We start from the raw sequence: 24,356 nt of genomic DNA, 5'->3' as shown, positions 1-24,356 counted from the left end.
TCAACAGGTCATATATGTGGGAGGACAACAATGAGTAACAAAAGCATGCCCTGGATGGGCAAACTCAAATATTTTGCCAAACGTGAAAAAAGTGCGGAGGGCTGGAGTGAGATGTCCCCAGTTAACCGGGATTGGGAAGATGTCTACCGCCGCCGCTGGCAGCATGACAAAGTGGTGCGTTCCACACACGGCGTCAATTGTACCGGATCATGCAGCTGGCAGATCTATGTGAAAGACGGCATTGTCACTTGGGAAACGCAGGCTACCGACTATCCTTCAACCGGACCGGATATGCCGGAATTTGAACCACGAGGTTGTCCGCGTGGAGCGAGCTTCTCCTGGTATCTGTACAGCCCGCTGCGTGTCAAACATCCTTATGTACGTGGTGCGCTGCTGGACATGTGGCGTGATGCGCTTCAGACACATGGTGACCCGGTTCAAGCGTGGTCCAGCATTGCGGATGATCCGGCCCAAGTGAAAAGATACAAATCGGTACGTGGTAAAGGTGGATTAATTCGCGCTTCATGGGGTGAAGTGACACAGATTATTGCCGCTTCGCTGATTCATACGATCAAAGAATACGGACCGGATCGGATTATTGGTTTCTCTCCAATTCCTGCTATGTCGATGGTCAGTTATGCAGCAGGGTCGCGCTTCTTGTCCCTGATGGGATCACCATTGCTCAGCTTCTATGACTGGTATGCGGATCTGCCGCCGGCTTCACCTCAGATCTGGGGCGATCAAACGGATGTGCCGGAGAGCAGTGACTGGTACAACTCGGGATACATTCTGGTATGGGGCTCGAATCTGCCAATGACGCGGACACCGGATGCCCACTTCCTGGCTGAAGCACGTTATCGGGGAACGAAAGTGGTGTCGATCAGCCCGGACTATGCGGAATATGTGAAATTTGCAGATACATGGATGTCGGTAAAACAAGGAACGGACGGCGCTCTGGCGATGGCAATGGGCCATGTCATCCTGAAAGAGTTTTATATTGAAAAGCCCACGGACTATTTCATGCAATATGCCAAACAGTATACGGACTTTCCAAATCTGCTGATTGTGGAAGAAAAGGACGGGATACACACAGCAGGCAGATTTCTCGTTGGGGAAGACCTGGGTATTACGGGCAACAATATGGCATGGAAAACGCTTGTATACGATGAGAACAGTGGAACCTATGCGATGCCAAAAGGAAGTTTGGGCTTCCGTTGGGGTGAAGAAGGCACATGGAATCTCAAAATGGAACAGGTGGAGAACGGTGAGCCGATTGATCCTAGACTATCCATGCTCGGAGTCCATCATGATCTCGTAACCATTCATCTGCCGTACTTTGATGATGAGGGAAAACATGTCATGAAGCGGCAGATTCCTGTACGCCAGATCTGGCTGGGGGACAGATGGATTACGGTAACAGCCGTATACGATCTGGTACTTGCCAAATACGGAATTGAACGTGAAATGACACGTTCTTCGGATTCAGCAGAAGTAGTCACTGGTGCGGAGCAGTTGAGTGTACGTGTTCACCGTGGAGACGACATCTTGAATGCACCACAGGTAAAACCATTCACCCCAGCGTGGCAAGAGAAAATCACTGGTGTGGACGAAGAGACTGTCGTACAGATTGCACGTGAGTTTGCACAAAATGCGATCGATACCAAAGGGCGTTCCATGATCATCATGGGAGCCGGTATTAATCACTGGTACAACTCCGACGTCATCTATCGCGCCATCATTAACTTAATACTGATGACAGGCTGTCAGGGTGTGAACGGTGGAGGTTGGGCGCACTATGTTGGTCAAGAAAAACTGCGTCCGGCTGAAGGCTGGCAGACGATTGCCTTTGCTCGTGACTGGACCGGACCTGCACGTCTGCAGAACGGAACATCTTTCTTCTACTTTGCAACAGATCAATGGAGATACGAGGAGACCCAAGTAGGAGAGTTGACTTCGGCGCTTGAGGGTGAACCGCGGTTCCAGCATGTGGCTGATTATAATGTGATGGCTGCGCGTATGGGCTGGCTTCCATCTTATCCACAATTCAATCGTAACTCGATTGATCTGCATCAGGATGCGCTGCAGGCTGGAGCAACGACGAAGGAAGAGATCGGTGCTTATGTAGCCTCAGAATTGCAGAACAAAAATCTGAAATTCTCAATCGAGCAACCGGATGATCCAGCGAACTTTCCGCGTGTACTATTTGTCTGGAGAGCGAATCTGATCTCAAGTTCCGGCAAAGGACATGAGTATTTCCTCAAGCATCTGCTCGGTGCAACGAACGGATTGCTGAATGATGATGATCATGGACTGCGCCCAGAGCATGTGGAATGGGTGGATGAAGCACCGGAAGGCAAACTCGACCTGATGATCAATATGGATTTCCGGATGGCAGGTACGGCGATGTATTCCGATATTGTTCTGCCAGCAGCGACCTGGTATGAAAAAAGCGATCTGAGCAGTACGGATATGCATCCGTTCGTTCATCCATTTAATCCGGCTGTAGCCACGCAGTGGGAATCCCGTTCGGACTGGGATACCTTCAAGGAAATTGCACGTGTATTCTCCGAGATGGCTGCGCAGCAATTTGATGGTCCACAGAAAGAGATCATAGCTACACCGCTGTTGCATGATTCACCAGATGAGCTTGCTCAACCGTACGGAGAGATCAAAGACTGGAGTGCGGGAGAATGTGAAGCAATCCCGGGTAAAACGATGCCGCATATTCAGGTCGTGGAACGTGACTATGCTGCCGTATATAACAAAATGATCAGCCTTGGACCTGTGGTGAAGGATAAACCAATCGGTACCAAAGGCATATCCTGGTCTGCCAGTGAAGAGTATGAAAAACTCAAGGGCATCCTGGGCGTGCATCGTAAAGATGGCGTTGGACAAGGATGTCCGGATCTGAGCACAGACCGTAATGTTGCTGAGGCCATTCTGACCTTGTCCAGTACAACGAACGGCAAAATGGCTGTGCGTGCGTGGGAAGCGCTTGAACAGAAAACAGCATTGCATCTGAAAGATTTGGCTGAGGAACGGTCTGAGGAATGTTTTACGTTTGACGAGATCACTTCCAAACCGAAAACGGTCATTACCTCGCCTGCATTCAGCGGATCGGAAAAAGGCGGACGAAGATATTCGCCATTCACCACCAATGTGGAGCGCCTGATTCCATGGCGTACATTGACGGGCAGACAGCAGTTCTATATTGATCATGCGATGCTCCGCGAGTTCGGAGAGACATTAGCGACATTTAAACCTGTGCTGAAGCATACGCCGTTCCATCCAAACAGCAAACGTCCGATCGAAGGGGGAAAGGAGATTGTCCTGAACTACCTGACACCGCATAATAAGTGGTCGATCCACAGTATGTACTATGATGCGCTGCCGATGCTGACGTTGTTCCGAGGTGGCCCGACAATCTGGATGAACTACGAAGATGCAGAAGAAGCCGGACTGGTTGACAACGACTGGATCGAATGTTTCAACCGTAACGGAGTAGTCGTTGCCCGAGCCGTAGTGACCCACCGTATTCCTCGCGGCATGGCATTCATGTATCACGCTCAGGACCGTCATATTAACGTTCCGGGCACCAAAATATCACAGACACGTGGGGGGACGCATAACAGTCCGACACGTATTCATGTGAAGCCCACCCATATGATCGGTGGTTATGCCCAGTTAAGTTATGGCTTCAACTACTATGGCCCGACAGGCAATCAGCGTGACCTCAATGTCATCATAAGAAAACTGCAGGAGGTGGATTGGCTTGAAGATTAAAGCACAAGTCAGTATGGTCATGAATCTGGACAAATGCATAGGGTGCCATACATGTAGTGTTACGTGCAAAAACACCTGGACCAATCGTCCAGGTGCAGAATATATGTACTGGAACAATGTAGAGACCAAGCCAGGGGTGGGTTATCCGAAACAATGGGAGGACCAGAAGCGTTATCGCGGTGGCTGGGAGATGAAGAATGGCAAACTGGAATTGAAGTCCGGCACACGGGCAAGACGCTTGCTTAACATTTTCCATAACCCGGATCAGCCTACCATTGATGATTATTACGAGCCATGGACCTACGAGTATGAGAAACTGACGAACAGCCCGGAGAAAAAACATCAGCCTGTAGCAAGACCGAAATCCCAGATTACCGGTGAATATATGAATCTGGAGTGGGGACCTAACTGGGAGGATGATCTGGCAGGTGCCCATGTAACCGGGATGGAAGACCCCAACATGAAGGGTGTCGAGGATTCGATCAAGATGGATTTTGAACAGGTATTTATGATGTATCTGCCACGGATCTGTGAACATTGCCTTAACCCAGCCTGTGTGTCCTCCTGTCCTTCCGGAGCGATGTACAAACGGGAAGAAGACGGGATTGTACTGGTTGACCAAAATGCATGCCGCGCATGGAGATTCTGTGTATCGAGCTGTCCGTACAAAAAGGTCTATTTCAATTGGCAGACAAACAAAGCCGAGAAATGTACGCTATGTTTCCCGCGGATTGAAGCAGGTCTGCCAACGATCTGTTCCGAAACCTGTGTGGGACGTATCCGCTATATCGGCCTGATGCTGTATGATGCAGACCGTGTTGAAGCTGCTGCTTCCGTTGAAAATGACCAGGATCTCTATGAATCCCAGATGGATATTTTCCTTGATCCGAATGACCCTGAGGTGATTCGCGAAGCGCGTGAGGCAGGAATTCCCGAGGATTGGATTATTGCAGCGCAGCAGTCCCCTATTTATAAAATGGTTATCGACTGGAAAATTGCGCTCCCGCTTCACCCTGAATACCGTACCATGCCAATGGTATGGTACATTCCACCGCTTAGCCCGATTACCAATCGGGTAGAGGGACAGGGAAGTTCACTGGAGGCTAATGATATTTTCCCTGCGATTGATAACATGCGTATTCCGGTGGAGTATCTTGCCAATCTGCTTACAGCAGGAGATACGGATCGAATTCGTGAGGTCCTGCGGAAGATGGCCGTTATGCGCATTCACATGCGTAATCAGCAGACGGGTAAGACCAGTGAATCGGCATTGTTGGAAAGAGTAGGCATGGATGCGCAGGAAGTGGAGGACATGTACCGACTGCTCGCGATTGCGAAGTATAATGATCGTTTTGTCATCCCGCCAGCCCACCGTGAGGAAGTGGAAGATCTCTTCAGCGAACAGGGCAGCTGCGGACTTGATTTTGCAGGTGGTCCTGGTTCTTGTGGGGTATTTTGATGGGAAAGGAGACAATGACAACGATGACGATCGAACCCAATGAGGGAACAGGTCAGGCTCTGGTTTACGATACGAATACGAGAAGAATGGTCTGTAAACTGATCTCCTACCTGTTGCAATATCCGGATACAGCGTGGAGAGAAGGACTGCAAGGAGTGAAGGAAGCTATACAGTCCATTTCCGATGAGATGGTGAACCAGATCTTGCTGACATTTGTAGATGAAGCACAGTCGGTAAGCTCGATTGAGTGGCAGGATGCCTATGTTCGTACATTCGATTTTGATAAAAAGTGTAACCTCTATCTCACGTATGCTCTTCATGGAGATGAACGGGATCGGGGCCCGGCTCTGATTGAATTGAAACGCAGATATGAAGCTGCGGGATTTTATATGGAAGTGAGTGAGTTGCCGGACTATTTGCCTATGGTGCTTGAATTTGTAGCTGAGGCTCCCGAGGAAGATGCCTTAGGGGTGCTCTCCAGTTGCCATAAGGCGTTGGTCACAATGAGCGAAAGCATTACGGGACAGAACAGCCCATATGGACCATTGCTCAGTCTGATGTTACAGGTCATTCCTGAGCCTCCTGCCCCTGATGTGCCAGAACAAGAAAAAACAGTTAACCAACAACCAGCAGATCTTATGCAGATCGCTGCCCAGATGAGGAGGGGGAATCGTTGAGTACACTGGAACTGTTGTTATGGGGCGCTCTTCCCTATATGGTCATTGTTTTCTGCATTACGGCGACGATCTGGCGTTATGTGACGAATCCTTTCAGTTGGACGTCCAAGTCCAGTGAGATGCTGGAGAAACGCATGCTAAAATGGGGCAGTTTACTCTTTCATATCGGGATATTCGCTGTAATCTGTGGACATATTGCCGGTTTGCTTGTTCCAGTGGAGTTCTATCGCTGGATTGGCCTGAGTGATGAAGGATATCACTTGATGGCTATTGCAGGAGGACTTCCTGCGGGGATCATTGCATTTGCAGGTGCTGTCATTTTGCTGGTTCGCCGTTATGTTGCTCGCAGAGTGCGGGCGACAAGCAGCATCGGGGATTGGATGGCACTTGCCATGTTGATCATTGTCATTGTCACCGGAATACTGGCGACCTCGGCTAATGCGGTGAATCACACAGGTTTTGACTATCGAACAACGATTAATCCGTGGTTGCGCGGTCTGATCGTATTCCAGCCTGATCCCGTTCTGATGCAGACAGTACCGATGAACTTCAAAGTACACATTCTGCTTACCTTTGTACTGTACTGCGTGTTTCCATTTACACGTCTGGTTCACATGCTGAGTATGCCACTGGGGTATTTGAAACGCAGTTATGTGCTGTATCGCAGAAGAGATGGAGCAGTGTATCCGAATCAGGAACAAAAAAAGGAAAGGGCGATGTAAATGCAACATAAAGGAAAGGTTCAACTGCCCTTGCAAACCGCAAGTCTGGTTCTGGGTTTCATGGTATGGGTTATCCTGTCATCTCTGATGCCATTTATTAAAGAGGATATTACGCTTACGTCTTCCCAGCTTGCGTGGGCGACAGCGATTCCCGTATTGATCGGATCCATCGCCCGTATTCCGATTGGTTATTGGACGAATCGATATGGAGCACGCAATATTTTCATGATCAGCTTTGTCCTGCTGCTGGCCCCGGTATGGTGGATTAGCCGTGCGACGTCGTTCAGTGATCTGGTGATTGGTGGATTGTTCCTCGGTATCGGAGGAGCTGTCTTCTCCGTCGGTGTAACTTCACTGCCCAAATATTATCCGAAAGAGCGACATGGATTTGTTAACGGGATCTACGGAATTGGTAACCTGGGTACAGCACTGTCTGCATTCGGAGCCCCGCTGATCGCTGATCGAATGGGATGGTCTACGACGGTTCTGCTCTACAGTATTTTGCTATTAGGGATGGCGGCGTTGAATTTCGTTCTGGGTGACAAACAGGAAGTACGAGTTAACGCTCCATTGATGCAGCAACTGAAGGCCATATCACGCAACAATAAACTATGGTTGCTCTGCTTGTTTTATTTTCTGACATTTGGCTCGTTCGTGGCATTTACGGTGTACTTGCCGAATTTCCTGGTTAGTCACTTTCAGATGGATAAAGTCGATGCTGGTATTCGTACAGCGGGATTCATTCTCGTTGCAACCATTATGCGGCCCGTGGGAGGCTGGCTTGGAGATCGATTTAATCCATTCAAAATATTAATGTTTGTGTTCGGCGGGTTAACGATCGCAGCGATTGTATTATCCTTCGCGCCATCATTCTATATCTATACGATTGGATGTCTGACTGTGGCATTATGCGCAGGGACAGGTAACGGAACCATTTTCAAATTAGTGCCAATGTATTTCGTTAAACAACCAGGTGTAGCGAATGGGATGATCTCCGCTATGGGGGGACTGGGTGGATTCTTCCCTCCGTTGATGTTGACTTTGTTGTACAGCATGACCGGTCATTATGCCATTGGTTTCATGGCTTTGTCTCAGATCGCGTTGGTCAGTCTTGTACTTGTGATCTGGATGTTCTACCAGGAGAAGCTTCAGTTATCTGCGAGCATTCTGGAGAGTACCATTGAAGCCATTCTGATCACAGATACGAACAGTGTTATTACATCCGTGAACCCGGCCTTTACTGCGGTCACTGGTTACAGTGCTGAAGAGGCGGTTGGACAGAAGCCAAGTCTGCTGAAATCCGGTAAACAGGACAAACGTTTCTATGACCAATTATGGATGGAATTACGTGAAAAAGGATATTGGCAAGGCGAGATCTGGAATCGGAAGAAAAACGGAGAGATCTATCAGGAATGGCTAAGTATTACGGCAATCCGTAATGAGGCAGGCGATGTCAAATATTATGCGGGCATGTTCAGTGACATGGGCAGGCCAGAGCTCACAATCGCCTGATACATGTATCGGTAATTGTGCATACAGCAAGAGACCTTAACATCGATTGCAGGCGTTAAGGTCTCTTTTTGCACACAGAGATTGGTGTAAGAACTTGGAATAACCCCAGTAGAGCTGGGCGGTCAGGCATCCCTTTGTTGCTTCAATGCTTGTAAATCAAGAATGATAATTCGGCTGCGATCCACTTCGATCAAATGCTCTTTTGTAAGCTGATTCAGAAGCCGATTCGCTGTTTCCCTTGTTGTACCAATGGAATTGGCAAACTCCTGGTGTGTCATGGGCAGATTGATGATAATTTGGTCTCCATGCGTCTGTCCGTGTTGTTCTGCGAGCATGAGAAGGAAGGAGAGCACGCGGTTGCGCACGTCCTGACCAGAGAGTACCTGCAATTTATCCTGTAATTCTCGTATTTTGTCTCCGAGTACACGCATGATTTTGATCGCAATCGATGGAGTGCTCAGCATTAAACGTTCGAACAGTCTGACGGGTATGGCCAGTAATTCGGTAGGTGTAATCGCTTCAGCGGTAGCCGGATAGGGGTGTGCGTTAAAAAAGCCGGTGTGCGGGAACATATCTCCTGTTTTGAGAAAAGAGACAATCTGTTCATGTCCGTTCTCATCCGTTTTATATGCTTTTACGATGCCGGTACGAATGAAAAAAACAGCTTCTTTTTCGCTACCTTCGCTAAAAATGACCGTTTTCTTATGAATGCTTCTGGAAATGGCGATATCTTCGACCTGCATTAATTCTTCTGGACTAAGGTCCTGAAAGATGGGGAACTGTTGTAGAAACTCCGCTGCTGAATCTTTGTTTACCCTGCTCATGAGAATCTTTCCTCTCTGTGTTCATATTTCTAACTTCGATATCATTCAATCCTAGGAGGTTAACTGTGAAGTGAAAACCAATACGCATTCAATCGTTATCCCTCATGAACATGGCGGCTGGGCCATGGTTAGTGTGCCTTTTCTGGTAGGTGTGATTGCAAGTGGTCCGCACTGGCTGCATGCGCCCTTATTTGTAGCTTGGCTTGGATTATATCTAACCGCGTATCCCTTACTACAGTCTTTGAAAAAGAATGCCAATCGACATCGTCTCTACAAGTGGGCGGTAATCTACGGTACAGTGGCTCTAATCTGTCTGATCCCACCCGTTCTGGGTCAGATCTCACTATTATTCTTTGGCCCGGTACTGGCTGGCTTGTTGCTGGTGAACATCTGGCATGTGAGACACAAAGTAGAACGCTCGCTTACCAATGACCTGTGTGCCATGCTCGTATTCTCTCTGGGGGGAGCAGCTGCTTATCTCATAGGAGGCGGGCACTGGGACTATGGAATGGCAATCGTCGTTTTGTTCTCTTTCTTACATTTTACAGGAAGTACGTTCTTTGTGAAATCAGTCTTTCGAGAGCGAACGAATAAGCGATGGCTGATGCTAACTCGCATGGTACATATCCTTCTAATTATCATACCGATGGTGATCGGATATCCATGGATGTCTTTGGCGTATATCTATTCCGCTGTACGCACCTTCATATATGCAGGCAGAACACTGCGTCCTATGAAGGTCGGTATCATTGAAATTATTGGAGCCGTACAGTTCCTGATCTGGTCTGTTCTGTTGTAAACCGTATCATTTCATCATAGCGTGATTTTTGAACACAGCAGGTGATATAGGTCACAACGTCACAGGATTGTTTTTGATTCGTCGGCAAGGGTTAATGGAATGATAGAAGATTATTGAACAAGAGAGGGGGCGACCCGGATGTGGACTGCATTCATGTGGGGCGGCATCTCTGCCTCAGCGGTTGTCATTGGTGCACTCGCAGCCCTGTTTCTAAAGATTCCTAAACGAGTCATTGGATGGATCATGGCTTTTGGGACAGGTACATTAATCGGGGCAGCTACCTTTGAACTACTCGGAGATGCGCTGAATGATGGGGGGATTATCCCTACAGCCATTGGTTTTACGGCAGGTGCCGTCGTGTATACCTTGTTTGACCTGCTCATCTCGGCAAAGGGTGGGGCAGGGCGTAAACGCTCGGGAAGGTCAGGAGACTCGAATCAAAGCGGCTTGGGGATCTTTGCAGGCACAGTAATGGACGCTATCCCGGAATCCATCATGCTTGGAGCCAGCTTGCTGGCCGGCAACGGTGTCAGTGTGGTGCTGGTGGTATCCATTTTTGTCAGCAACATCCCTGAAGGTCTGTCGAGTACGGTTGGATTGCAGGGCAGCAAGTACAGTCGTGCGAAAATTATGTTGATGTGGTTAAGTGTATTGCTGATCTCCGCGTTTGCAGCTCTGGGTGGATATCTGTTTCTCGAGCAGCTTCCTGAGGAGATGGGGGCAGCAATTGGTGCATTTGCAGGTGGTGGAATCATTGCGATGATCTGCTCGACGATGATGCCAGAAGCCTTTGAGGAAGGCGGACCTGTCGTGGGTTTGATTGCATCCATGGGATTGCTCGTATCACTATTGTTGGATCTGTAGATGACAGAATAAGCTTCCGATCGCTGTCCACTACATAGTCGTGTAAATATTAGTTAAATCTATATAAAAAGAGTATCCGAACAGAGTGGTTTCTGATCGGATACTCTTTTTATTATTCAGACAAAAGATAATCTTAGTGGTTGCTGGAACAACTTCCTCCACACCCGCAAGCCTCTTTACCCAGTTCATTCGCTTCGGGTAGACGGTTCATTTCCACGGATTTCGTGAAATAGTGACTGATCTGCTGATGCAGCTGGCTGAACTCGCGCTGTGCATAGATGAACCGTCGAATGAGGGGATGATCATAAAGAGCGCGTTCTTCCTCTTCATATACCTGAATTTCAGAGGCAAGCAACTCAATATTTTGCCGTTCTTTCTCCTCCAGTGCCTGATGTTTCTCCATAAAACGCTCATACTGGGCTGTGGCCTGTTCATCTGCTGCAAACTGATCAATCATGTCCCGCATCTCTTTGTATCCTTCATCTTGTAACAGTAGTGAACATAACTCCTGCATTTTGTGCATAATGATCTGTTTGTCCAATTTAACAACCGTATTCATCGCAAAACCCTCCTGTAGATCTTTTCTTAACTGTATACGCTAACGTAAGCCCGCACTGTGACGATACTCACATCTGATGTGAAATATAATACTTGTCCAAATACGCTGTTATTCTGTCATCTCAGTGTTATTGTCAAATCTTTAGTTCAGTGAGTAACCTTTTCCCTAAGCTGCTCCAGTTGAAGAATAAGGATGCAGTTTCCTGTAACCTGAAGCAGCCCCTGAGTTTGCATCATGGTAAGTTTGCGACTTAGTGTTTCGGGTGTGATACCGAGTAACAGAGCCATATCTTTTTTGAAAACAGGCAAGCGGATCTCATGCCTTGCATGATTTCGGGTATGGAAATACAAAAGCAGCTTGGCAATCTTCTGTTCCGTTGTCATCGCACTGAGCGAACTGTTCCATTCATCTGTTTCGCGGAGAAGATTGGAAATGGCAAGCAGGAAATGGTAAGCAAGCTTCGGATCATGTTCAAGTAACTGGCCAAAGTCATGCTTGCTAATGGAGCAGATGGCCGAAGGCTCCAGAACTTCGGCGTTTGCCGCATGTGCTTTTTGATGTAAAAGGGAATCTTGTCCGAAAAAATCTCCGGGAAACAGAAACCGGATAATATGTTCCTTGCCATTTTCGTTGTATTTGGATAACTTCACACATCCCTGATGAACCACATAAAGCGTATCTGAACGTTCACCCTCCTGGACGATAACTTCACCTTTGTTATAAGTACGGGTATGCAGAAGGGAGGTCAGCAATGCTGCTTCGGATGGATCAAGATGTTGGAACAGAGATACTTTGGAGAAACAGGCATCCTTCGCTTCGTGTGCACAGATCATCGTTTAATCACCTCGAATGGTTCAGGATAGTCATAGCCATTGTCATGTTTCAGTGAGACATTGCGGGTCCGCCATGATCAATACCGTCCTTGGTTACACGGAGAACAGCGGAAGCTCCTTTGGCTACATGATTGAACTGATGGGTTACAATCGCATAATCGCCTTCTTCAGTTACGGTGAACTCTACGACGGCTCCACCACTTGCGGGAAGCATAACCGTCTGTATTCCATACTGGATGTTACGTGGGTTACCATCGGTATACACACGGTCCATTATTGTCCCGACAATGTGGAAGGATGAGACTTCATTGGGTCCGGCATTACTGACATAGATCCGCACTGTATCTCCTACTTTGGCTAGCAGCGGATGCTTGGTCAATCCATAATCATTGCCGTTAAATACGACATATTCCGGTTCCCCGTTCAAAAAGGCTTCGTAATCATGTTCTTTATACCATTCACTCTGAACAAGGGTATATTCACGATCAACCAAGTGATCAGAAGGGTATCCAGCCTTGGGTTCAACAATAATCATGCCGTACATACCGTTCGCGATATGGGCAAGGACAGGTTTGGTTCCACAGTGATACATGAATACACCGGGTGAGGAGGTTGGGTAGGTGAACGTGCCTTCCTCGCCTGGCATAACATCAATAAATTTGCTGCTGGGGGCAGCATGTACAGCGTGAAAATCCATGGAGTGAGGCAAGCTGGAATCTTTATTTTTCAACGTGAACACCAGTGTGTCTCCCTCGGTCACTCGTAGAACGGGTCCAGGGACGGTACCATTAAATGTCCAAGCGTTGTAGATCACGCCTTTGGAGATTTCGATATCTGTAACCTGGGCAGTCATTTCAATATATACTGTGGTGCCTTCTTTGCGGATGATCGGGTCCACCGGGGCTTGGCTGATGGCCGTAGGTGAGATTTCATTCTGGTGAACAGGTGGAACTGTATCGGTTGAACTACAATGAGACAGAGTGGCTGTGAAAATGGTGAATACGAGTGACCATTTATATACATTCAGGTTCAGTAATGAAAACATAGCTGCACAACCTTTACTCAAGTGGTGTTTTTCACAAACTAAAAAACAGGCGTTCTTTCACTCCATTCGTTATGTAGTAATAGATTACGTTATTAGAGCAGGAATGGGTGTGATGAGGCACACACTTGGGTAAGTCGTATTAGAGTGATTCCCAATCGTCTTACCTTCGTTCCTTGTGCTGAGGAACGGAGTTTCATATAATTTTGGAGAGATGGATTGGTAAATGTTGAGTATTCTGACGCGGTGTGTGTCGTAGTTTCAGGAGAAGGGTGGATACGGAATGAAACGTTTCGAAGATGAAGGTGCATATAAGTACAGTTTCTATTCGGTTCTTCGACGGGGAGAGCGGATTGATGTGAAATGTCCCAAATGCGGTGGGCACGCTTCGATTGAACAACGGAATGATCAACTGGGTTGGAAGTGTTACGAATGTTACGCTCAAGCTCTTGAAGAACCAGTGTATCAGTATAACGCCAAGGGTAATTGTGCTGTATGTGAACGTTGGTTTAACGTGGAAGTCACGGACGAGAAGAAGACGTCTCACCGATCGACGCATGTGGAATGTCCGCATTGTGGTTCTGTTAATCAGGTTGAATTACATGCCAAGCCGACATATGAAAGGTATTTTGCCGAGATTCGTGCAGGGAAAGATCCTGTATTCGGGCTGGAATTATACTTCATGGATGATTTCAGAGGGAAAATAATATGGGCTGTGAACCGGGAGCACTTGAGTTACCTCATCGCTTATGTTTCCGCAGATCTGCGTGTAAAATACGGAAATCTGCCTATAAGAACGGCTTCACATAGTATTCCGGCTTATATCAAGGATGCGAAGAACAGGGATGTGGTTGTGCGTACACTGTCAAAGCTTCAGCACAAGACTGGATGAGAATGAAATTGAAGAGTTAAAGCCGCAAGGAGAGAAGACATGAAACTACGATTTAAATTAACTATTTTTGCAATCATTCTGGGTATGTTGATGATTCCTGCTTATTTTATTTTACAGACTTATGGCATATTTCAAAAACAGACAGTCTTATCTGACTATGCTCTCGCGGTTGATGTTAAAGGGAAGTCCTATGAAGCCTGGCCGCTGATTAACAGTTTTGCAGCGATGGATAAACAAGAGGATAACCGTCAGTTTTATTACCGGATCGATATGAGTCATATCCAATACCTATTTAATCTGGCCTATCAAGAGTATGATGTGAAGCCCGGCGGGGACAATCCGTATCTGGCTGGTACGGTAAACTATCAACGCACAGATCACAACTATGTACAGGCCGAGAGACAGTATGAGAACGCCAATGATTTCACAACGGTTTTGAATCTGTATGATCAGGATGGGCAGGTGATCTACACCTACAATAACACCGGCAAGGGAGATAAACAGCTCGTAGAATCCATTATTCATCAGGGAATGAGCCGTTCTACGAATGGTGGCGGCGGTGAAGCTGTTCGCGACCCTTATATCAATATTACGGCGTTATTTCGCGACAAGTTAAACATCGATGTGAAACTGACGGTGGATGAGGAACACAAAGTGGTTACCATTCTAATGAGCCAATCGGAGGCGAGATGATGAATGAGTATGGTGTACAACACGGACCTGCTTATCTGGAAGGATTAATTAGGAAGAAAGAAAACATAAAGTCCGCTGAAGTGGAGTGGACAGGCAAACTTCAAACGAGTGATGGTCATGATAAATTCCATATTTTTTATTATGGTGACTTAACCGAAGATGATCTGATTACCTGGCATGATTCGACACCTCTTCTTGTATATGCGGAGCATACGGTCACGGGTGAACGCTATCTGCTCATTGATACCGCCAAGCACGGATATGATGCCATGTTATGTGAGACCTATTCGGAAAAAGCACTACATGACAGACCCCTTCGTCCTTACCTGGATGTTGAAGGAGAGGACATCTTTGAAGTAGAGTTGACGGCCTACTACAATGTGCCTTGGGATGAAGAGTTTGGCGAAGATGTAGATGAAAATGGTGTATATGAACTAATTACGGGAGAGCGCATGGGGTTTGATCAGGTCAAGCGTGATGGATATGATGCCTTTGCCATTCGCATTCTGAATCGTAAAGGGGTATGGACTGAAATTGTACAGGAAGAACTGGCTTAGATTCTGTAAACGAATGAACCAAACTGAGATGGGAGATGTCAACTAATGTATATTGTATCCCGTGTACTTAAGCCGGTTCCAACAGAGGAACTGGATCACTTCGAGCAACAGCACGCCATCTCGCTACCTTTGTCGTACCGGACCTGGATTGAACAATACGGAGAGGGTACATACACGGGATGGATGAATGTGCAGAGGCCGGACCCGGAAGTGTTGAAGCCTTTTGTGGAATATGATTTTTGGATACATACGGATGATTCGCCTATAAGTCAGCATCAACTTGAGCAGTGCATCTCCATCGGCAGTTCTGTAGATGGAGATTTCCTTGCTGTTCATCCGGAAGTTGAGGGGCTGTTGTGGCTACCGCGTCATGATGAGAATATTACCTTATGGACATGCTCGGAGACTGAATTTGGTGAAACGCTGGACCGGATCTATTGTGGGTATTACCATCAGGATAAACCGATAACGCTACTATACTTTGAACCGTGGAATGAGCTGCGGAAACATACGTTTTACCATTTTTCAGGGACGGAACAAGGAAGCTCCATGAAGGAACTCGCCGATACATGCAAAACAGAATTTAAGTGGGATGCCGTGTTGGAGAATGAGTACATGTGCAAGATGTTTATGGTATCGATGGGAGGATATTTACGATTTAACTATGCAACGGGGAGAGAGGTTGCCCTGTTCTATGAAGAAAAGAATGGTGCAGAGGAGGCGACGGATAACGAAATCAGTATGTTCTTGCAGGCACATCATTGTACGGCATATGAATAGGGGCAGAGTGGAGGGGAATAGATGAGTTGGTTAAAGGAAGACATTGCAGAACAATGGCGTAATGAAGGCAAGCGTTATGCAAGGGATGTCAATGCATTTGTCCAGAGAAGTATGCAGGGAGAGCAACCGGATGAATCCGAGCTGGAGGAAGACTCCAGAAGCGGAATGAGTACTGAAGTATTCCAGATGGTGAGACAGGCCAATCTCCACGGTGATGTGGAGGTGCTTCGACGTGAGCTACCCGCAGCGACGTGGCCATTGAACGAGGCGTTTCAGGGTTCCATGCAAGCGGTCAAAGTTATAGGTTATCTGAACGAGGAAATGATTGTATGTCATACGGGGATTTTCACAGAGAATAGTCAGATATATACGATGGATCAGCACGGATGGCAGTTGATCACTCCATATACTTTTGCAGGTTGCTCATCGGATGGACTTGACTATGCGCTTGCAGGACCGGATGGGATTCGTATCATTCGTCAGCCAGATCGCAAGTTGGAAGGACAGGAGATAGCGACATATCGATGGGAAGATATTCAAGCCCGGATACAGTCGGCATTACCTCGGATTGAATCACTTGCGGACTGTGAGCATCCCGAACGGACACTTGAAGGACTTATACCTATGGATGAAGGCAAAGCACTACTCATACATTCAAGATACGGGATATATCTTGTAACGCAAGATCGATTGACCTTACTTCATCCCGATCTGGCAGAGATCGAAGAATATGAGCTAGAGGATACACAGATAGATATGGGGCATGCAGCGGTATCTCGGGATGGTCGATGGATTGCATATGGTAGCCAAGGGAGCAATCATATGGTGATGGATCGCCAGCTGAACAAGACATACTCTCTCTATCCAGAATCGAGCTACCCTCATTATGCAGCATTCACCAGTGATAACCAGACCGTCTGGTTTAACGCATGTCATTTCTATAACGGGGTCACGATACAGGTTCCGCTGGAATCAATTGCAGGCAACGAAACAAAGGAAAATTGGCCAGTGATGGATGAGAATGCACGTGTGTATGCAGCAGCTGAAATAGAGGCGGGCATGGTGCTTGGAGATGCATACGGTTATCTGTATTGTGTGAATAACAAGGGAGAGGAAGTATGGCGCCATTTTGTAGGTAGTACGATCTATTCTTTCGCCGTATCACCAGAGCGATCCAAACTTGCAGTTGGCACATATGGTGGCATGCTGCACATGCTCGATCTTCGTTCCAAAGAAATGGACGAGTACGGGATCGGTACAGGCACTCTTCGTGAGTTGGAGCGGTATGTGTTGTGGCGTGGAGAAGAACCTCTGCGCTGGTGAGGCAGCATGACAACCTGCAAAGGGGTGAACGAATGGAACGTGAAGAGGCTGTAACGTTATTAAAATGTCATTCCTTTTCCTATGATGATCTGAGTCATCCCAAGATGGAGAACGGTTTTATTGGCAGTCTGCGGCCCTTCCGTGGACAATTAATTGAGGAGAATTTTCATGAGTTGATGGAGATACTGCGGGTTCTGGCACCAGAACTTGCACAGCTTTCACTGGATCGGGAAGTCATGGCATGTCTATGGGGAATTACTCATATGGCACGTGCCTGGGCCGTTGAACCTGAGGGTATGCTTCGTAGCAACAACCTCATTTTGGACGAACAGGTGGCGTTGATGGAAGAATGGCTTAATTTGTTATCTTATGCAGTCATGATTCTGATTGAAGGCGGCGGAGAGGAAGAAGCGTTTTGGGGATATCATCAGTATCTACAAGAAGAGAAGAACTGAGATAGGGGAGGTGTGGTGAGATTGGAGCCGAATGTATCATTAAATGTGTTAATGGATGAGCTGAATCACTTGTTAAATGAGAGAATACAGGATCAAGAGATTCGGCAATTGTTCGAAGAATATCAACATCGGGAAGGTGCATCCGAGGAAAGTCTGGATCTATTCGAAAAGGAGTATGGCGTCAGGCTACCTGGCGATTTTCGTACCTTTTATCAAAGGAAAGATGGCAGTGGTTACGGGTTGCATGTGCTATACCCAGGGGATGCCGAGGAGGGTCGATGTACACCCTTTTATCTGATGTCATTGGAAGAGATTCGAGAGACCAAACAATACTTCTGTGAAGTGGATGAGAAGCTTGAAGAGTACTATTCTGAGGAGGAGATCAGCCAGTTGGACCCGGAGATCGAGCCATACCTGTTCCATAAACCATGGATTCCTTTTGCAACGATCGCCGGAGGTTCACTGTATCTGATGCTCGATTTTGATCCGACGGAGGAAGGGACGTATGGACAGATTATTATGTACGTACACGATCCGGACTTTGTTTATTTCCTAACGCCTACTTTCACTGATCTGCTCGTTATGTCGAACCGTAATTTGAAGACGATGGATGAGATTACGTATTAAAAGTCCTGCACGATTAGACAATTCCTTCAATAATAAAGAAGCTGCCGAAGCAGCTCCTTCATCTAATTTGTAACTGACCTTGTATAAGTCTAATGACTACGATTACCACTGAAAGAAACGATGTCCGTGAAATCCTCCGCCTATAGGTCCTCCGTGTCCACCGGGACCACCAGGTCCACCGCCGTGAGGTCCGCCTGGATAACCACTTCCTGGGAAATGACCAGGGTGTCCACCGGGATAGCCACCACCGGGGTAACCACCACCTGGATATCCACCATGCCACCAAGGACCACCGATCGGATATGGTAGTGGAACAGGAACGATGGGCGGGTATGGATACGGATAAGGGTAAGGATACGGTGAGGGTGGCGGAGGTGGTGGATAATAAGGGTAAGGATAACCCGCAGGTTGCGGGGATGAAACTGAACCAGGGCCGTATGCCATGTAATAAGCCTCCAATGACTGGATTGATGATATCAGCCTATGCCACAGTGGTTTCAGATGATACAGCAGATTGAATATTAATGAATTATAGAGTAATGAGGGGGAACATATGGTAGCCGTAGCTTTTCACACTGATCCAAGAGGGACTGCCTATGAACTGTTGATTGACGAATTGATCGAGAAGGCAGATCGTTTCATGCTGGTAGACAGAAAATATGCTAAAGAAGCTACACCTAAAAGAGTTGCCAAAGTGTTACAGAGACTGGAGCCCTATCTAATTGAAAGCAGTAATATGGAAGAAATGATGATGAAAAGTGGCGCCATTTATTCAGAGGGGATTTATTACATATATCGTTGCACGCCGGAATCAGGGCAGATCCTTAAGGAGGAAGCCAACCGCTTTCATGACTGGTTATATCCCTCAATGCCAGATGATCTTTGTTTTCTGAACGAGGATGGAAGTGACTACTTCTACACTGTTGCTCATGAGAATATGTATGGCATGCATATTACACAAGAAGAAGCGATTGAGCTAATGGAGCGAATCACTGGGTTGTTTTTTAGATTAGATCGGCATCAGGACATTCATTGCTTACTGGACGATGCGATTAGACATCAGACGGATGTGCTGAATATTAGTTCACATTACTTGAAAGAGATTCCGGAACGTATTCGGGAATTAAAGCACTTGAAACGTTTGACGATTTTTGAGCAGGATGTTTATACGCTTCCTCCAGCCCTTTTTGAACTGACTTCATTGGAAGAATTGGAGATCATGACTGCGGATTTGGAAGGTATTCACCAAGACATTGGAAAATTGAAACAACTTCGAGAGCTTAGAATTTATTGCGGTAGTTCTTATCATGTTCCTACCGGGTGGAAGCCAAAGGAAAAGTCGGATCTTGGTCTGAAACATATTCCATCCGAGATTGGTGAATTGAGCGAACTCGTAAATCTGGATATTGGCTACTCGGGCATACGTGAGCTTCCGCCTGAACTGGAGAAACTAAAAAAACTACGTTATTTGAGTGTAACTAATGGTTTGATCGAGGGAATGCCAGACATGGTCAAGCGAATGAGTTGGCTTCAGAGTGTAAATTTGAATAGTACTCCATTAGGGATTAGTTGCGAGGACTTCCCCGACTGAGCAGAATCTTAGTAACAAATAGAGCCCTGCTCGGGATGCCCGAGTCAGGGATATTTGTTATGCGACGATAACTTGGCGGAAATGGGCTCACGAATCTGGGCGCTGGGCATAAGCTGGGATATAGGTTATGACCTAAACCGAGAGCGAAGGGCAGGCGTTTTATTTTGGCAACCTCATATATGGATTTTACTTTACCAACCACCGAATTTACTTACGATTTGAGCAAAAATCCGTTATTCAAAAAGGACGAGAACAACTATATTAACGCACTTTCCATCAAACAGTTGAACACATTGGGCAATGCTTCTTTACTGGATATTTTCCTCAGCACTGGCAATGTGGTTGAACCACACATTCATCAGAATGCAACTGAACTGGTATACTGCATCAGCGGTTCGGCCGTCGTGTCCCTCATTAATCCGTTTACCAATGAATTGCTTCATTTCCCGATTACTCCAGGGCAGGTGGCTAATGTACCTCAAGGTTGGTGGCACTATGAAATGGCTACTGTAGATCATACGCACTTACTGGCGATCTTCGATGCACCTGTGCCTGAAGCGATATTTGGCTCAGACATCTTGCGTCTTACCCCTGCGAATGTTCTGGCTCATACGTACTGTCTGGACGAGACAAAAGTTCAAGAAGCGCTCGCCCCCATCCAAAAAACAGTGATTATTGGCCCACCGGCAGATTGCCAGGCTTCAACTGCCCCTGTCTCTAACAGTGCTCCAAATGTGAATCATCAGCCTTACGTAATGCCGAATGTACAGCCAAACATGCAACCAAACACACAACCAAACACACAACCAAACACACAACCCAATGTACAACCAAACATGCAGCCCAACACACAGCCAAACAACCAACCAAACATGCAACCTTACGTGAACCGTCTTCCGTATTGGGGCACTTGGGTTGATCCACGTATTATTCATGAGCCGGGCTGTCCGTATTATAGAGAGCTTCCTATGAATACGAATAATCAAGAGGAAAGATGACGTTAATGAGGCAAGGTTTATTTAATACACATAGGTACTTCAATTAAATTAGGTAAAGCAAAAGAAGCGTCCGCGAAGGAACGCTTCTTTTTTTTTGATTAAAGGTGTCTTCAAATCTGTTGAAAGCCGATGCATACCTGAACGTGTCCGGGAGCATGGAGTGCTAACGAATCGTAGGCGTCTTAATCATTGATTTGAAGCGTGCCCAGAAATCTAAAGAATCTGAGACACGTTATATCAGAATAAACAGCCGTATGAAGTGTTTTATCGGGGAATTTTGGGAAATAACGAGTCTGAGATTCCTTACAATTTAAAAAGAGAACCTAGAGGCCAAATTAGATGTCCTGAGTTCCTAAGAAAATTTTCAACACATTCCCCCAGAGTCCGCAGGATGGTACTTCAAGACTTTTAGGCGCTGACATGCATCATCGATAACTTGCCTGAGGTTAAAGAAGAACACCTATATAATTTATGATGTGTAATTTCGTCCCAAGCCAAGCTCCGTTAATAATTGACGATAAGCAATCGAAGTACGGTCTGCGGGAATATGGGCCTCGGCATGCAGATCAAGGGGCAGATCCTCCGGTTTCTGTGACTCGACCATCTCGCGGTCTTCTTCAAATACCTGCAAGTTGAACTTGATTGTGTCTTCAATTGGAGCGTCTTTGTCAAAGTTGCGTGTGATTGGACAGAATAAACGTGTATAACGAGCAGAGATCGGCGAAGCACAATTCAGAATATTCAGCTTGTCGTCTCCTGGGAAATGTACCGTAAGAGAAGCCGCAAAAGGTGGGAACACTCTAAACTCGCGCAGCCATTGGAAACCTTCAGGTGCAACAAGATCTTGCCCTTTGCCATAGTTACTTACCGTACTCCAATACTCGGCCAGTAACTCATTACCTTCGCGTTTCACTTTATATTGGGGGACTTCTGTGTTGTTTCGGTCACCAAACGTTTCGGTATGCACATAGGCAAAATGGGATACATCCAGGAAACCCTCCATTTGACGTCCAGAGGAACCAGCAATGTCAAAGTTGGGTGGCAAAATATTGATATAATCTGGATCATCCCATCCAGGGAAGGAGGGGATCTGTTCTTCTGTTCCGGCCAGTGTGGTCCATATTAAGCCATAACGTTCGACTGCCGGGTACACAATGAGTTTGAGCTTGGGCGAGATCTTGGAGCTTGGGTGTGCAGGTACTGCAGTACATTTTCCTTCACAATTATAACGGAAACCGTGATAAGGGCAGACAATCTCACCATTTTCTACCCAGCCTTTGCTAAGTGGAGCCCCGCGGTGAAAACAAAGATCCTTGGCTACCACAATCTGATCATTACTGCGATAGAGAACCAGCTTCACATCCAGTAATTGAGCAGCCAGGGGTTTGTCTGTTACTTCGGTTACCTGTGCTACCGGGTACCAATATTGGGATAATACATGCCAGTCTTCAGCAGTGAACGTACACCCTCTAGGTAATTCGGAAGTCATCGTATGGTTTGCGTTGGAAGTTATCATAGGAAACACTCCTTGCTGATATGGATAAACGATTCGCTTTTTTATGTCAGAAAAGTTAACTTGATTAGCCGTATGTTACTACTCTTTTGGTCAAAGTATCAATATATCCAACCTACTTTTGGTTGAAATCACAAACGGTACAGCTAAAACAGTACATGAATACGGAAATTTTCGGATTTACATTACGTCAGATGTTAATTGTAAAAAAGAGAACAACCTTTTAGTATGTTTTTCCATTACTGATTATTGACTCCATGGAGGTTGTCCTGGCATCAGAATCTCAGTGTGAATATTTGTTAGTTGAGCTGAAATCCTTGTGGGCATAAAAAGATTTTCGCAAAAAATGTCACAGATCCCGGCTGTCATTTGTCTACAGTATGTAAACCAAATAACGGAGGCGAATGAGAAATGAATTTAAGAACGAATTACAGAGCAGTGAGTCCAGGCGCATTTAAAGCGATGATGGCAATGGAGCAATATATTTCCGGGCAATTTGAAAATAAAGTATTGTATGAGTTGTTAAAAATCCGAGTGTCCCAGATTAATGGCTGCGCCTTTTGTCTCGATATGCATGCCAAAGATCTGATGAAACTGGGAGATTATGCGGATCATATTCTTTTGCTGAGTGTGTGGCGTGAAGTGCCTTTCTTCACGGATCAAGAACGTGTTATGCTGGAGCTGGCTGAAGCTGTGACTCTAATCTCGGAACAGGGCGTACCCCTTGCGTTGTACGATAAGGTTCGTGAACATTTCAGTGAATCCGAACTGGTGGATCTGATCCTGGCCATTAACACGATTAATAACTGGAACCGAATTGCGATTACAACTGGGATGTATCCGGGTTGCTTTAACTAAAAATACACGTACCACGCCAGAGGAGGCTTCTTATGAATTCCAATCTCCACGCCAATGAGCCAGAAGTGTCTTCTCTGGATGTTGGTGAGTTGTATATTCGTTATAAAGAATATGCATTTTCAATAGCTTACCGCATGTTGGGTAGTGTGGTAGAAGCTGAAGATATTGTGCAGGATTGTTTTGCGGGGATTCAGAGCACGTCTGCTCAGGATATTCGAAATCCCAAGTCCTACATCGCCAGATTGGTCGTGAACCGAAGCTTAAATCTGCTAAATTCCGCGCGTAATCAGCGGGAAAGTTATGTTGGTGAGTGGCTGCCAGAGCCGATAGGTGACAGTGTAGAGGCGAACATGCCAGAGGAAACGATGGAGAAAAAAGAACTGATTTCCTACGCCTATCTGGTCATGTTGGAGCGTCTATCGCCCATGGAGAGGGCTGTTTTTGTCCTTCGTGAAGCGTTCCGATATGATTATGCCGAAATAGCGGATTGGCTGGGCAAAACGGAGAGTAACTGCCGTCAAATCTTTAGCCGTGCCAGACGAAATCTGCCCGAAAGACTACCACCGATCGAGCAGAGTGATGCGGATATGATAGCCAAAGGTGAATTGCTGAGCCGTTTTACAACGGCATTCCTTCGTTATGACATCTCTGCCATGCTCGAGTTACTGGCGGATCAGCCTGTATTTACAGCAGATGGAGGTGGCGTTGTGCATACGGTTATGAGAACAATGAACGTGCACAAAGGTGTGCTTGCACTCCTGACCTCACGGCGTGTCCTTACGCGATTGCGTGAAAGAGAATGGGTACCCATGTGGATCAATGGCGAGCTTCAACTCGCATTGATGAAAGAAGGGCAGTTGTCCGAGGTACTCTGTTTGGAGTTGGACGCTTCCGGAGAGCGGATTGAGGGCGTGTATCTCGTTGTAAATCCGAACAAACTTACATCAATAGACACTTCAACTCTTTGATCCAAACGTAGGGACTTGATATGTAAA

Annotated in this window: 24 protein-coding genes; 18 read left to right on the top strand and 6 right to left on the bottom strand. The window is 46.6% G+C overall.

The features are described from left to right. Positions 1-30: 30 nt before the first annotated feature. From AC4E8D_RS18965 to AC4E8D_RS18945, 5 genes are read left to right on the top strand one after another with little or no spacing between them, the layout of a single operon-like run. Positions 31-3,783 (top strand): nitrate reductase subunit alpha, encoded by a 3,753-nt coding sequence (locus AC4E8D_RS18965; protein ID WP_313771434.1) that lies wholly within the window; start codon positions 31-33, stop codon positions 3,781-3,783. Further along, entirely contained in the window at positions 3,773-5,242 is a 1,470-nt protein-coding gene (gene narH, locus AC4E8D_RS18960; RefSeq protein ID WP_221820437.1) for a nitrate reductase subunit beta, read from the top strand. Before AC4E8D_RS18965 ends, narH begins: the two co-directional genes overlap by 11 nt. Next, the gene (gene narJ / locus AC4E8D_RS18955) at positions 5,242-5,919 is read left to right on the top strand and encodes a nitrate reductase molybdenum cofactor assembly chaperone (protein ID WP_221820439.1); all 678 of its coding nucleotides are present in this window, start codon (positions 5,242-5,244) and stop codon (positions 5,917-5,919) included. Before narH ends, narJ begins: the two co-directional genes overlap by 1 nt. Next, positions 5,916-6,641: a respiratory nitrate reductase subunit gamma gene (gene narI / locus AC4E8D_RS18950; RefSeq protein WP_221820441.1), complete on the top strand. Its 726-nt coding sequence runs from the start codon at positions 5,916-5,918 to the stop codon at positions 6,639-6,641. The genes narJ and narI overlap by 4 nt, the downstream gene beginning before the upstream one ends. After that, positions 6,642-8,153, top strand: coding sequence for a nitrate/nitrite transporter (locus AC4E8D_RS18945; RefSeq protein WP_221820443.1), 1,512 nt, complete (start codon positions 6,642-6,644; stop codon positions 8,151-8,153). Between the two features lie 122 nt (positions 8,154-8,275). On the opposite strand, the gene AC4E8D_RS18940 is transcribed toward AC4E8D_RS18945, so the two are convergent. Further along, positions 8,276-8,977: a Crp/Fnr family transcriptional regulator gene (locus AC4E8D_RS18940; RefSeq protein WP_076210005.1), complete on the bottom strand. Its 702-nt coding sequence runs from the start codon at positions 8,975-8,977 to the stop codon at positions 8,276-8,278. 70 nt (positions 8,978-9,047) lie between these two features. Here AC4E8D_RS18940 and AC4E8D_RS18935 point away from each other — a divergent pair, with 70 nt between their 5' ends. After that, a complete protein-coding gene (locus tag AC4E8D_RS18935; protein ID WP_313771435.1) occupies positions 9,048-9,776 on the top strand; it encodes a YwiC-like family protein in 729 nt (242 codons plus the stop codon). Positions 9,777-9,914: 138 nt separating this feature from the next. Next, positions 9,915-10,640 carry a ZIP family metal transporter gene (locus tag AC4E8D_RS18930; RefSeq protein ID WP_076210006.1) on the top strand — a complete coding sequence of 242 codons (726 nt, stop codon included), beginning with the start codon at positions 9,915-9,917 and terminating at the stop codon, positions 10,638-10,640. A gap of 133 nt (positions 10,641-10,773) precedes the next feature. Here AC4E8D_RS18930 and AC4E8D_RS18925 read toward each other — a convergent pair whose 3' ends face one another. From AC4E8D_RS18925 to AC4E8D_RS18915, 3 genes are all read right to left on the bottom strand, one after another. Continuing rightward, positions 10,774-11,199, bottom strand: a complete 426-nt coding sequence (locus AC4E8D_RS18925) for a YlbF/YmcA family competence regulator (protein ID WP_076210007.1) — start codon at positions 11,197-11,199, stop codon at positions 10,774-10,776. A 146-nt stretch (positions 11,200-11,345) separates the two neighbouring features. Continuing rightward, positions 11,346-12,032, bottom strand: coding sequence for a Crp/Fnr family transcriptional regulator (locus AC4E8D_RS18920; RefSeq protein WP_221820446.1), 687 nt, complete (start codon positions 12,030-12,032; stop codon positions 11,346-11,348). Between the two features lie 49 nt (positions 12,033-12,081). Next, the gene (locus tag AC4E8D_RS18915) at positions 12,082-13,077 is read right to left on the bottom strand and encodes a multicopper oxidase domain-containing protein (RefSeq protein WP_221820448.1); all 996 of its coding nucleotides are present in this window, start codon (positions 13,075-13,077) and stop codon (positions 12,082-12,084) included. 280 nt (positions 13,078-13,357) lie between these two features. Between AC4E8D_RS18915 and AC4E8D_RS18910 the strand changes: the two genes are divergently transcribed. From AC4E8D_RS18910 to AC4E8D_RS18880, 7 genes are read left to right on the top strand one after another with little or no spacing between them, the layout of a single operon-like run. Further along, entirely contained in the window at positions 13,358-13,966 is a 609-nt protein-coding gene (locus AC4E8D_RS18910; RefSeq protein WP_221820450.1) for a hypothetical protein, read from the top strand. A 39-nt stretch (positions 13,967-14,005) separates the two neighbouring features. Beyond that, entirely contained in the window at positions 14,006-14,659 is a 654-nt protein-coding gene (locus tag AC4E8D_RS18905; protein ID WP_221820452.1) for a hypothetical protein, read from the top strand. Then, positions 14,656-15,216: a hypothetical protein gene (locus AC4E8D_RS18900; RefSeq protein ID WP_221820454.1), complete on the top strand. Its 561-nt coding sequence runs from the start codon at positions 14,656-14,658 to the stop codon at positions 15,214-15,216. Before AC4E8D_RS18905 ends, AC4E8D_RS18900 begins: the two co-directional genes overlap by 4 nt. Before the next feature lie 45 nt (positions 15,217-15,261). Beyond that, positions 15,262-15,996: an SMI1/KNR4 family protein gene (locus AC4E8D_RS18895; protein ID WP_221820457.1), complete on the top strand. Its 735-nt coding sequence runs from the start codon at positions 15,262-15,264 to the stop codon at positions 15,994-15,996. A gap of 21 nt (positions 15,997-16,017) precedes the next feature. Then, on the top strand, positions 16,018-17,319 hold the full coding sequence (locus tag AC4E8D_RS18890) for a hypothetical protein (RefSeq protein WP_221820459.1): 1,302 nt from the start codon (positions 16,018-16,020) through the stop codon (positions 17,317-17,319). A 32-nt stretch (positions 17,320-17,351) separates the two neighbouring features. After that, complete coding sequence (locus tag AC4E8D_RS18885; protein WP_221820568.1) at positions 17,352-17,774, top strand: hypothetical protein; 423 nt, start codon at positions 17,352-17,354, stop codon at positions 17,772-17,774. Positions 17,775-17,795: 21 nt separating this feature from the next. Further along, positions 17,796-18,401 (top strand): SMI1/KNR4 family protein, encoded by a 606-nt coding sequence (locus AC4E8D_RS18880; RefSeq protein WP_260632695.1) that lies wholly within the window; start codon positions 17,796-17,798, stop codon positions 18,399-18,401. 102 nt (positions 18,402-18,503) lie between these two features. Here AC4E8D_RS18880 and AC4E8D_RS18875 read toward each other — a convergent pair whose 3' ends face one another. Next, complete coding sequence (locus AC4E8D_RS18875; RefSeq protein WP_339304742.1) at positions 18,504-18,845, bottom strand: hypothetical protein; 342 nt, start codon at positions 18,843-18,845, stop codon at positions 18,504-18,506. A gap of 109 nt (positions 18,846-18,954) precedes the next feature. Between AC4E8D_RS18875 and AC4E8D_RS18870 the strand changes: the two genes are divergently transcribed. Both AC4E8D_RS18870 and AC4E8D_RS18865 read left to right on the top strand, forming a co-directional pair. Then, positions 18,955-19,992 (top strand): leucine-rich repeat domain-containing protein, encoded by a 1,038-nt coding sequence (locus AC4E8D_RS18870; RefSeq protein WP_221820463.1) that lies wholly within the window; start codon positions 18,955-18,957, stop codon positions 19,990-19,992. A gap of 164 nt (positions 19,993-20,156) precedes the next feature. Further along, positions 20,157-20,990, top strand: a complete 834-nt coding sequence (locus AC4E8D_RS18865; RefSeq protein WP_490205068.1) for a cupin domain-containing protein — start codon at positions 20,157-20,159, stop codon at positions 20,988-20,990. A 469-nt stretch (positions 20,991-21,459) separates the two neighbouring features. Here the strand turns inward: AC4E8D_RS18865 and AC4E8D_RS18860 are convergent, their stop codons facing one another. Then, entirely contained in the window at positions 21,460-22,506 is a 1,047-nt protein-coding gene (locus AC4E8D_RS18860; protein WP_221820467.1) for an aromatic ring-hydroxylating oxygenase subunit alpha, read from the bottom strand. A 408-nt stretch (positions 22,507-22,914) separates the two neighbouring features. On the opposite strand from AC4E8D_RS18860, the gene AC4E8D_RS18855 reads away from it, so the two are divergent. Together AC4E8D_RS18855 and AC4E8D_RS18850 are read left to right on the top strand one after the other, a co-directional pair. Further along, on the top strand, positions 22,915-23,361 hold the full coding sequence (locus tag AC4E8D_RS18855) for a carboxymuconolactone decarboxylase family protein (protein ID WP_221820469.1): 447 nt from the start codon (positions 22,915-22,917) through the stop codon (positions 23,359-23,361). Positions 23,362-23,393: 32 nt separating this feature from the next. After that, entirely contained in the window at positions 23,394-24,329 is a 936-nt protein-coding gene (locus tag AC4E8D_RS18850) for a sigma-70 family RNA polymerase sigma factor (protein WP_221820471.1), read from the top strand. The last annotated feature ends 27 nt before the right edge of the window (positions 24,330-24,356 follow it).

This window comes from Paenibacillus sp. SRL342 (assembly GCF_984798905.1).
The sequence above is the reverse complement of the archived record's forward strand: the minus strand, read 5'-3'. Positions and strand labels throughout refer to the sequence as shown.

Bases quoted from the DNA above. Each gene is read 5' to 3' on its own strand.
- AC4E8D_RS18965 (WP_313771434.1), top strand. From the start codon at position 31: ATGAGTAACAAAAGCATGCCCTGGATGGGCAAACTCAAATATTTTGCC.
- narJ (WP_221820439.1), top strand. From the start codon at position 5,242: ATGGGAAAGGAGACAATGACAACGATGACGATCGAACCCAATGAGGGA.
- AC4E8D_RS18945 (WP_221820443.1), top strand. From the start codon at position 6,642: ATGCAACATAAAGGAAAGGTTCAACTGCCCTTGCAAACCGCAAGTCTG.
- AC4E8D_RS18940 (WP_076210005.1), bottom strand. From the start codon at position 8,977: ATGAGCAGGGTAAACAAAGATTCAGCAGCGGAGTTTCTACAACAGTTC.
- AC4E8D_RS18930 (WP_076210006.1), top strand. From the start codon at position 9,915: ATGTGGACTGCATTCATGTGGGGCGGCATCTCTGCCTCAGCGGTTGTC.
- AC4E8D_RS18925 (WP_076210007.1), bottom strand. From the start codon at position 11,199: ATGAATACGGTTGTTAAATTGGACAAACAGATCATTATGCACAAAATG.
- AC4E8D_RS18920 (WP_221820446.1), bottom strand. From the start codon at position 12,032: ATGATCTGTGCACACGAAGCGAAGGATGCCTGTTTCTCCAAAGTATCT.
- AC4E8D_RS18915 (WP_221820448.1), bottom strand. From the start codon at position 13,077: ATGTTTTCATTACTGAACCTGAATGTATATAAATGGTCACTCGTATTC.
- AC4E8D_RS18910 (WP_221820450.1), top strand. From the start codon at position 13,358: ATGAAACGTTTCGAAGATGAAGGTGCATATAAGTACAGTTTCTATTCG.
- AC4E8D_RS18905 (WP_221820452.1), top strand. From the start codon at position 14,006: ATGAAACTACGATTTAAATTAACTATTTTTGCAATCATTCTGGGTATG.
- AC4E8D_RS18900 (WP_221820454.1), top strand. From the start codon at position 14,656: ATGATGAATGAGTATGGTGTACAACACGGACCTGCTTATCTGGAAGGA.
- AC4E8D_RS18895 (WP_221820457.1), top strand. From the start codon at position 15,262: ATGTATATTGTATCCCGTGTACTTAAGCCGGTTCCAACAGAGGAACTG.
- AC4E8D_RS18890 (WP_221820459.1), top strand. From the start codon at position 16,018: ATGAGTTGGTTAAAGGAAGACATTGCAGAACAATGGCGTAATGAAGGC.
- AC4E8D_RS18885 (WP_221820568.1), top strand. From the start codon at position 17,352: ATGGAACGTGAAGAGGCTGTAACGTTATTAAAATGTCATTCCTTTTCC.
- AC4E8D_RS18875 (WP_339304742.1), bottom strand. From the start codon at position 18,845: ATGGCATACGGCCCTGGTTCAGTTTCATCCCCGCAACCTGCGGGTTAT.
- AC4E8D_RS18870 (WP_221820463.1), top strand. From the start codon at position 18,955: ATGGTAGCCGTAGCTTTTCACACTGATCCAAGAGGGACTGCCTATGAA.
- AC4E8D_RS18860 (WP_221820467.1), bottom strand. From the start codon at position 22,506: ATGATAACTTCCAACGCAAACCATACGATGACTTCCGAATTACCTAGA.
- AC4E8D_RS18855 (WP_221820469.1), top strand. From the start codon at position 22,915: ATGAATTTAAGAACGAATTACAGAGCAGTGAGTCCAGGCGCATTTAAA.
- AC4E8D_RS18850 (WP_221820471.1), top strand. From the start codon at position 23,394: ATGAATTCCAATCTCCACGCCAATGAGCCAGAAGTGTCTTCTCTGGAT.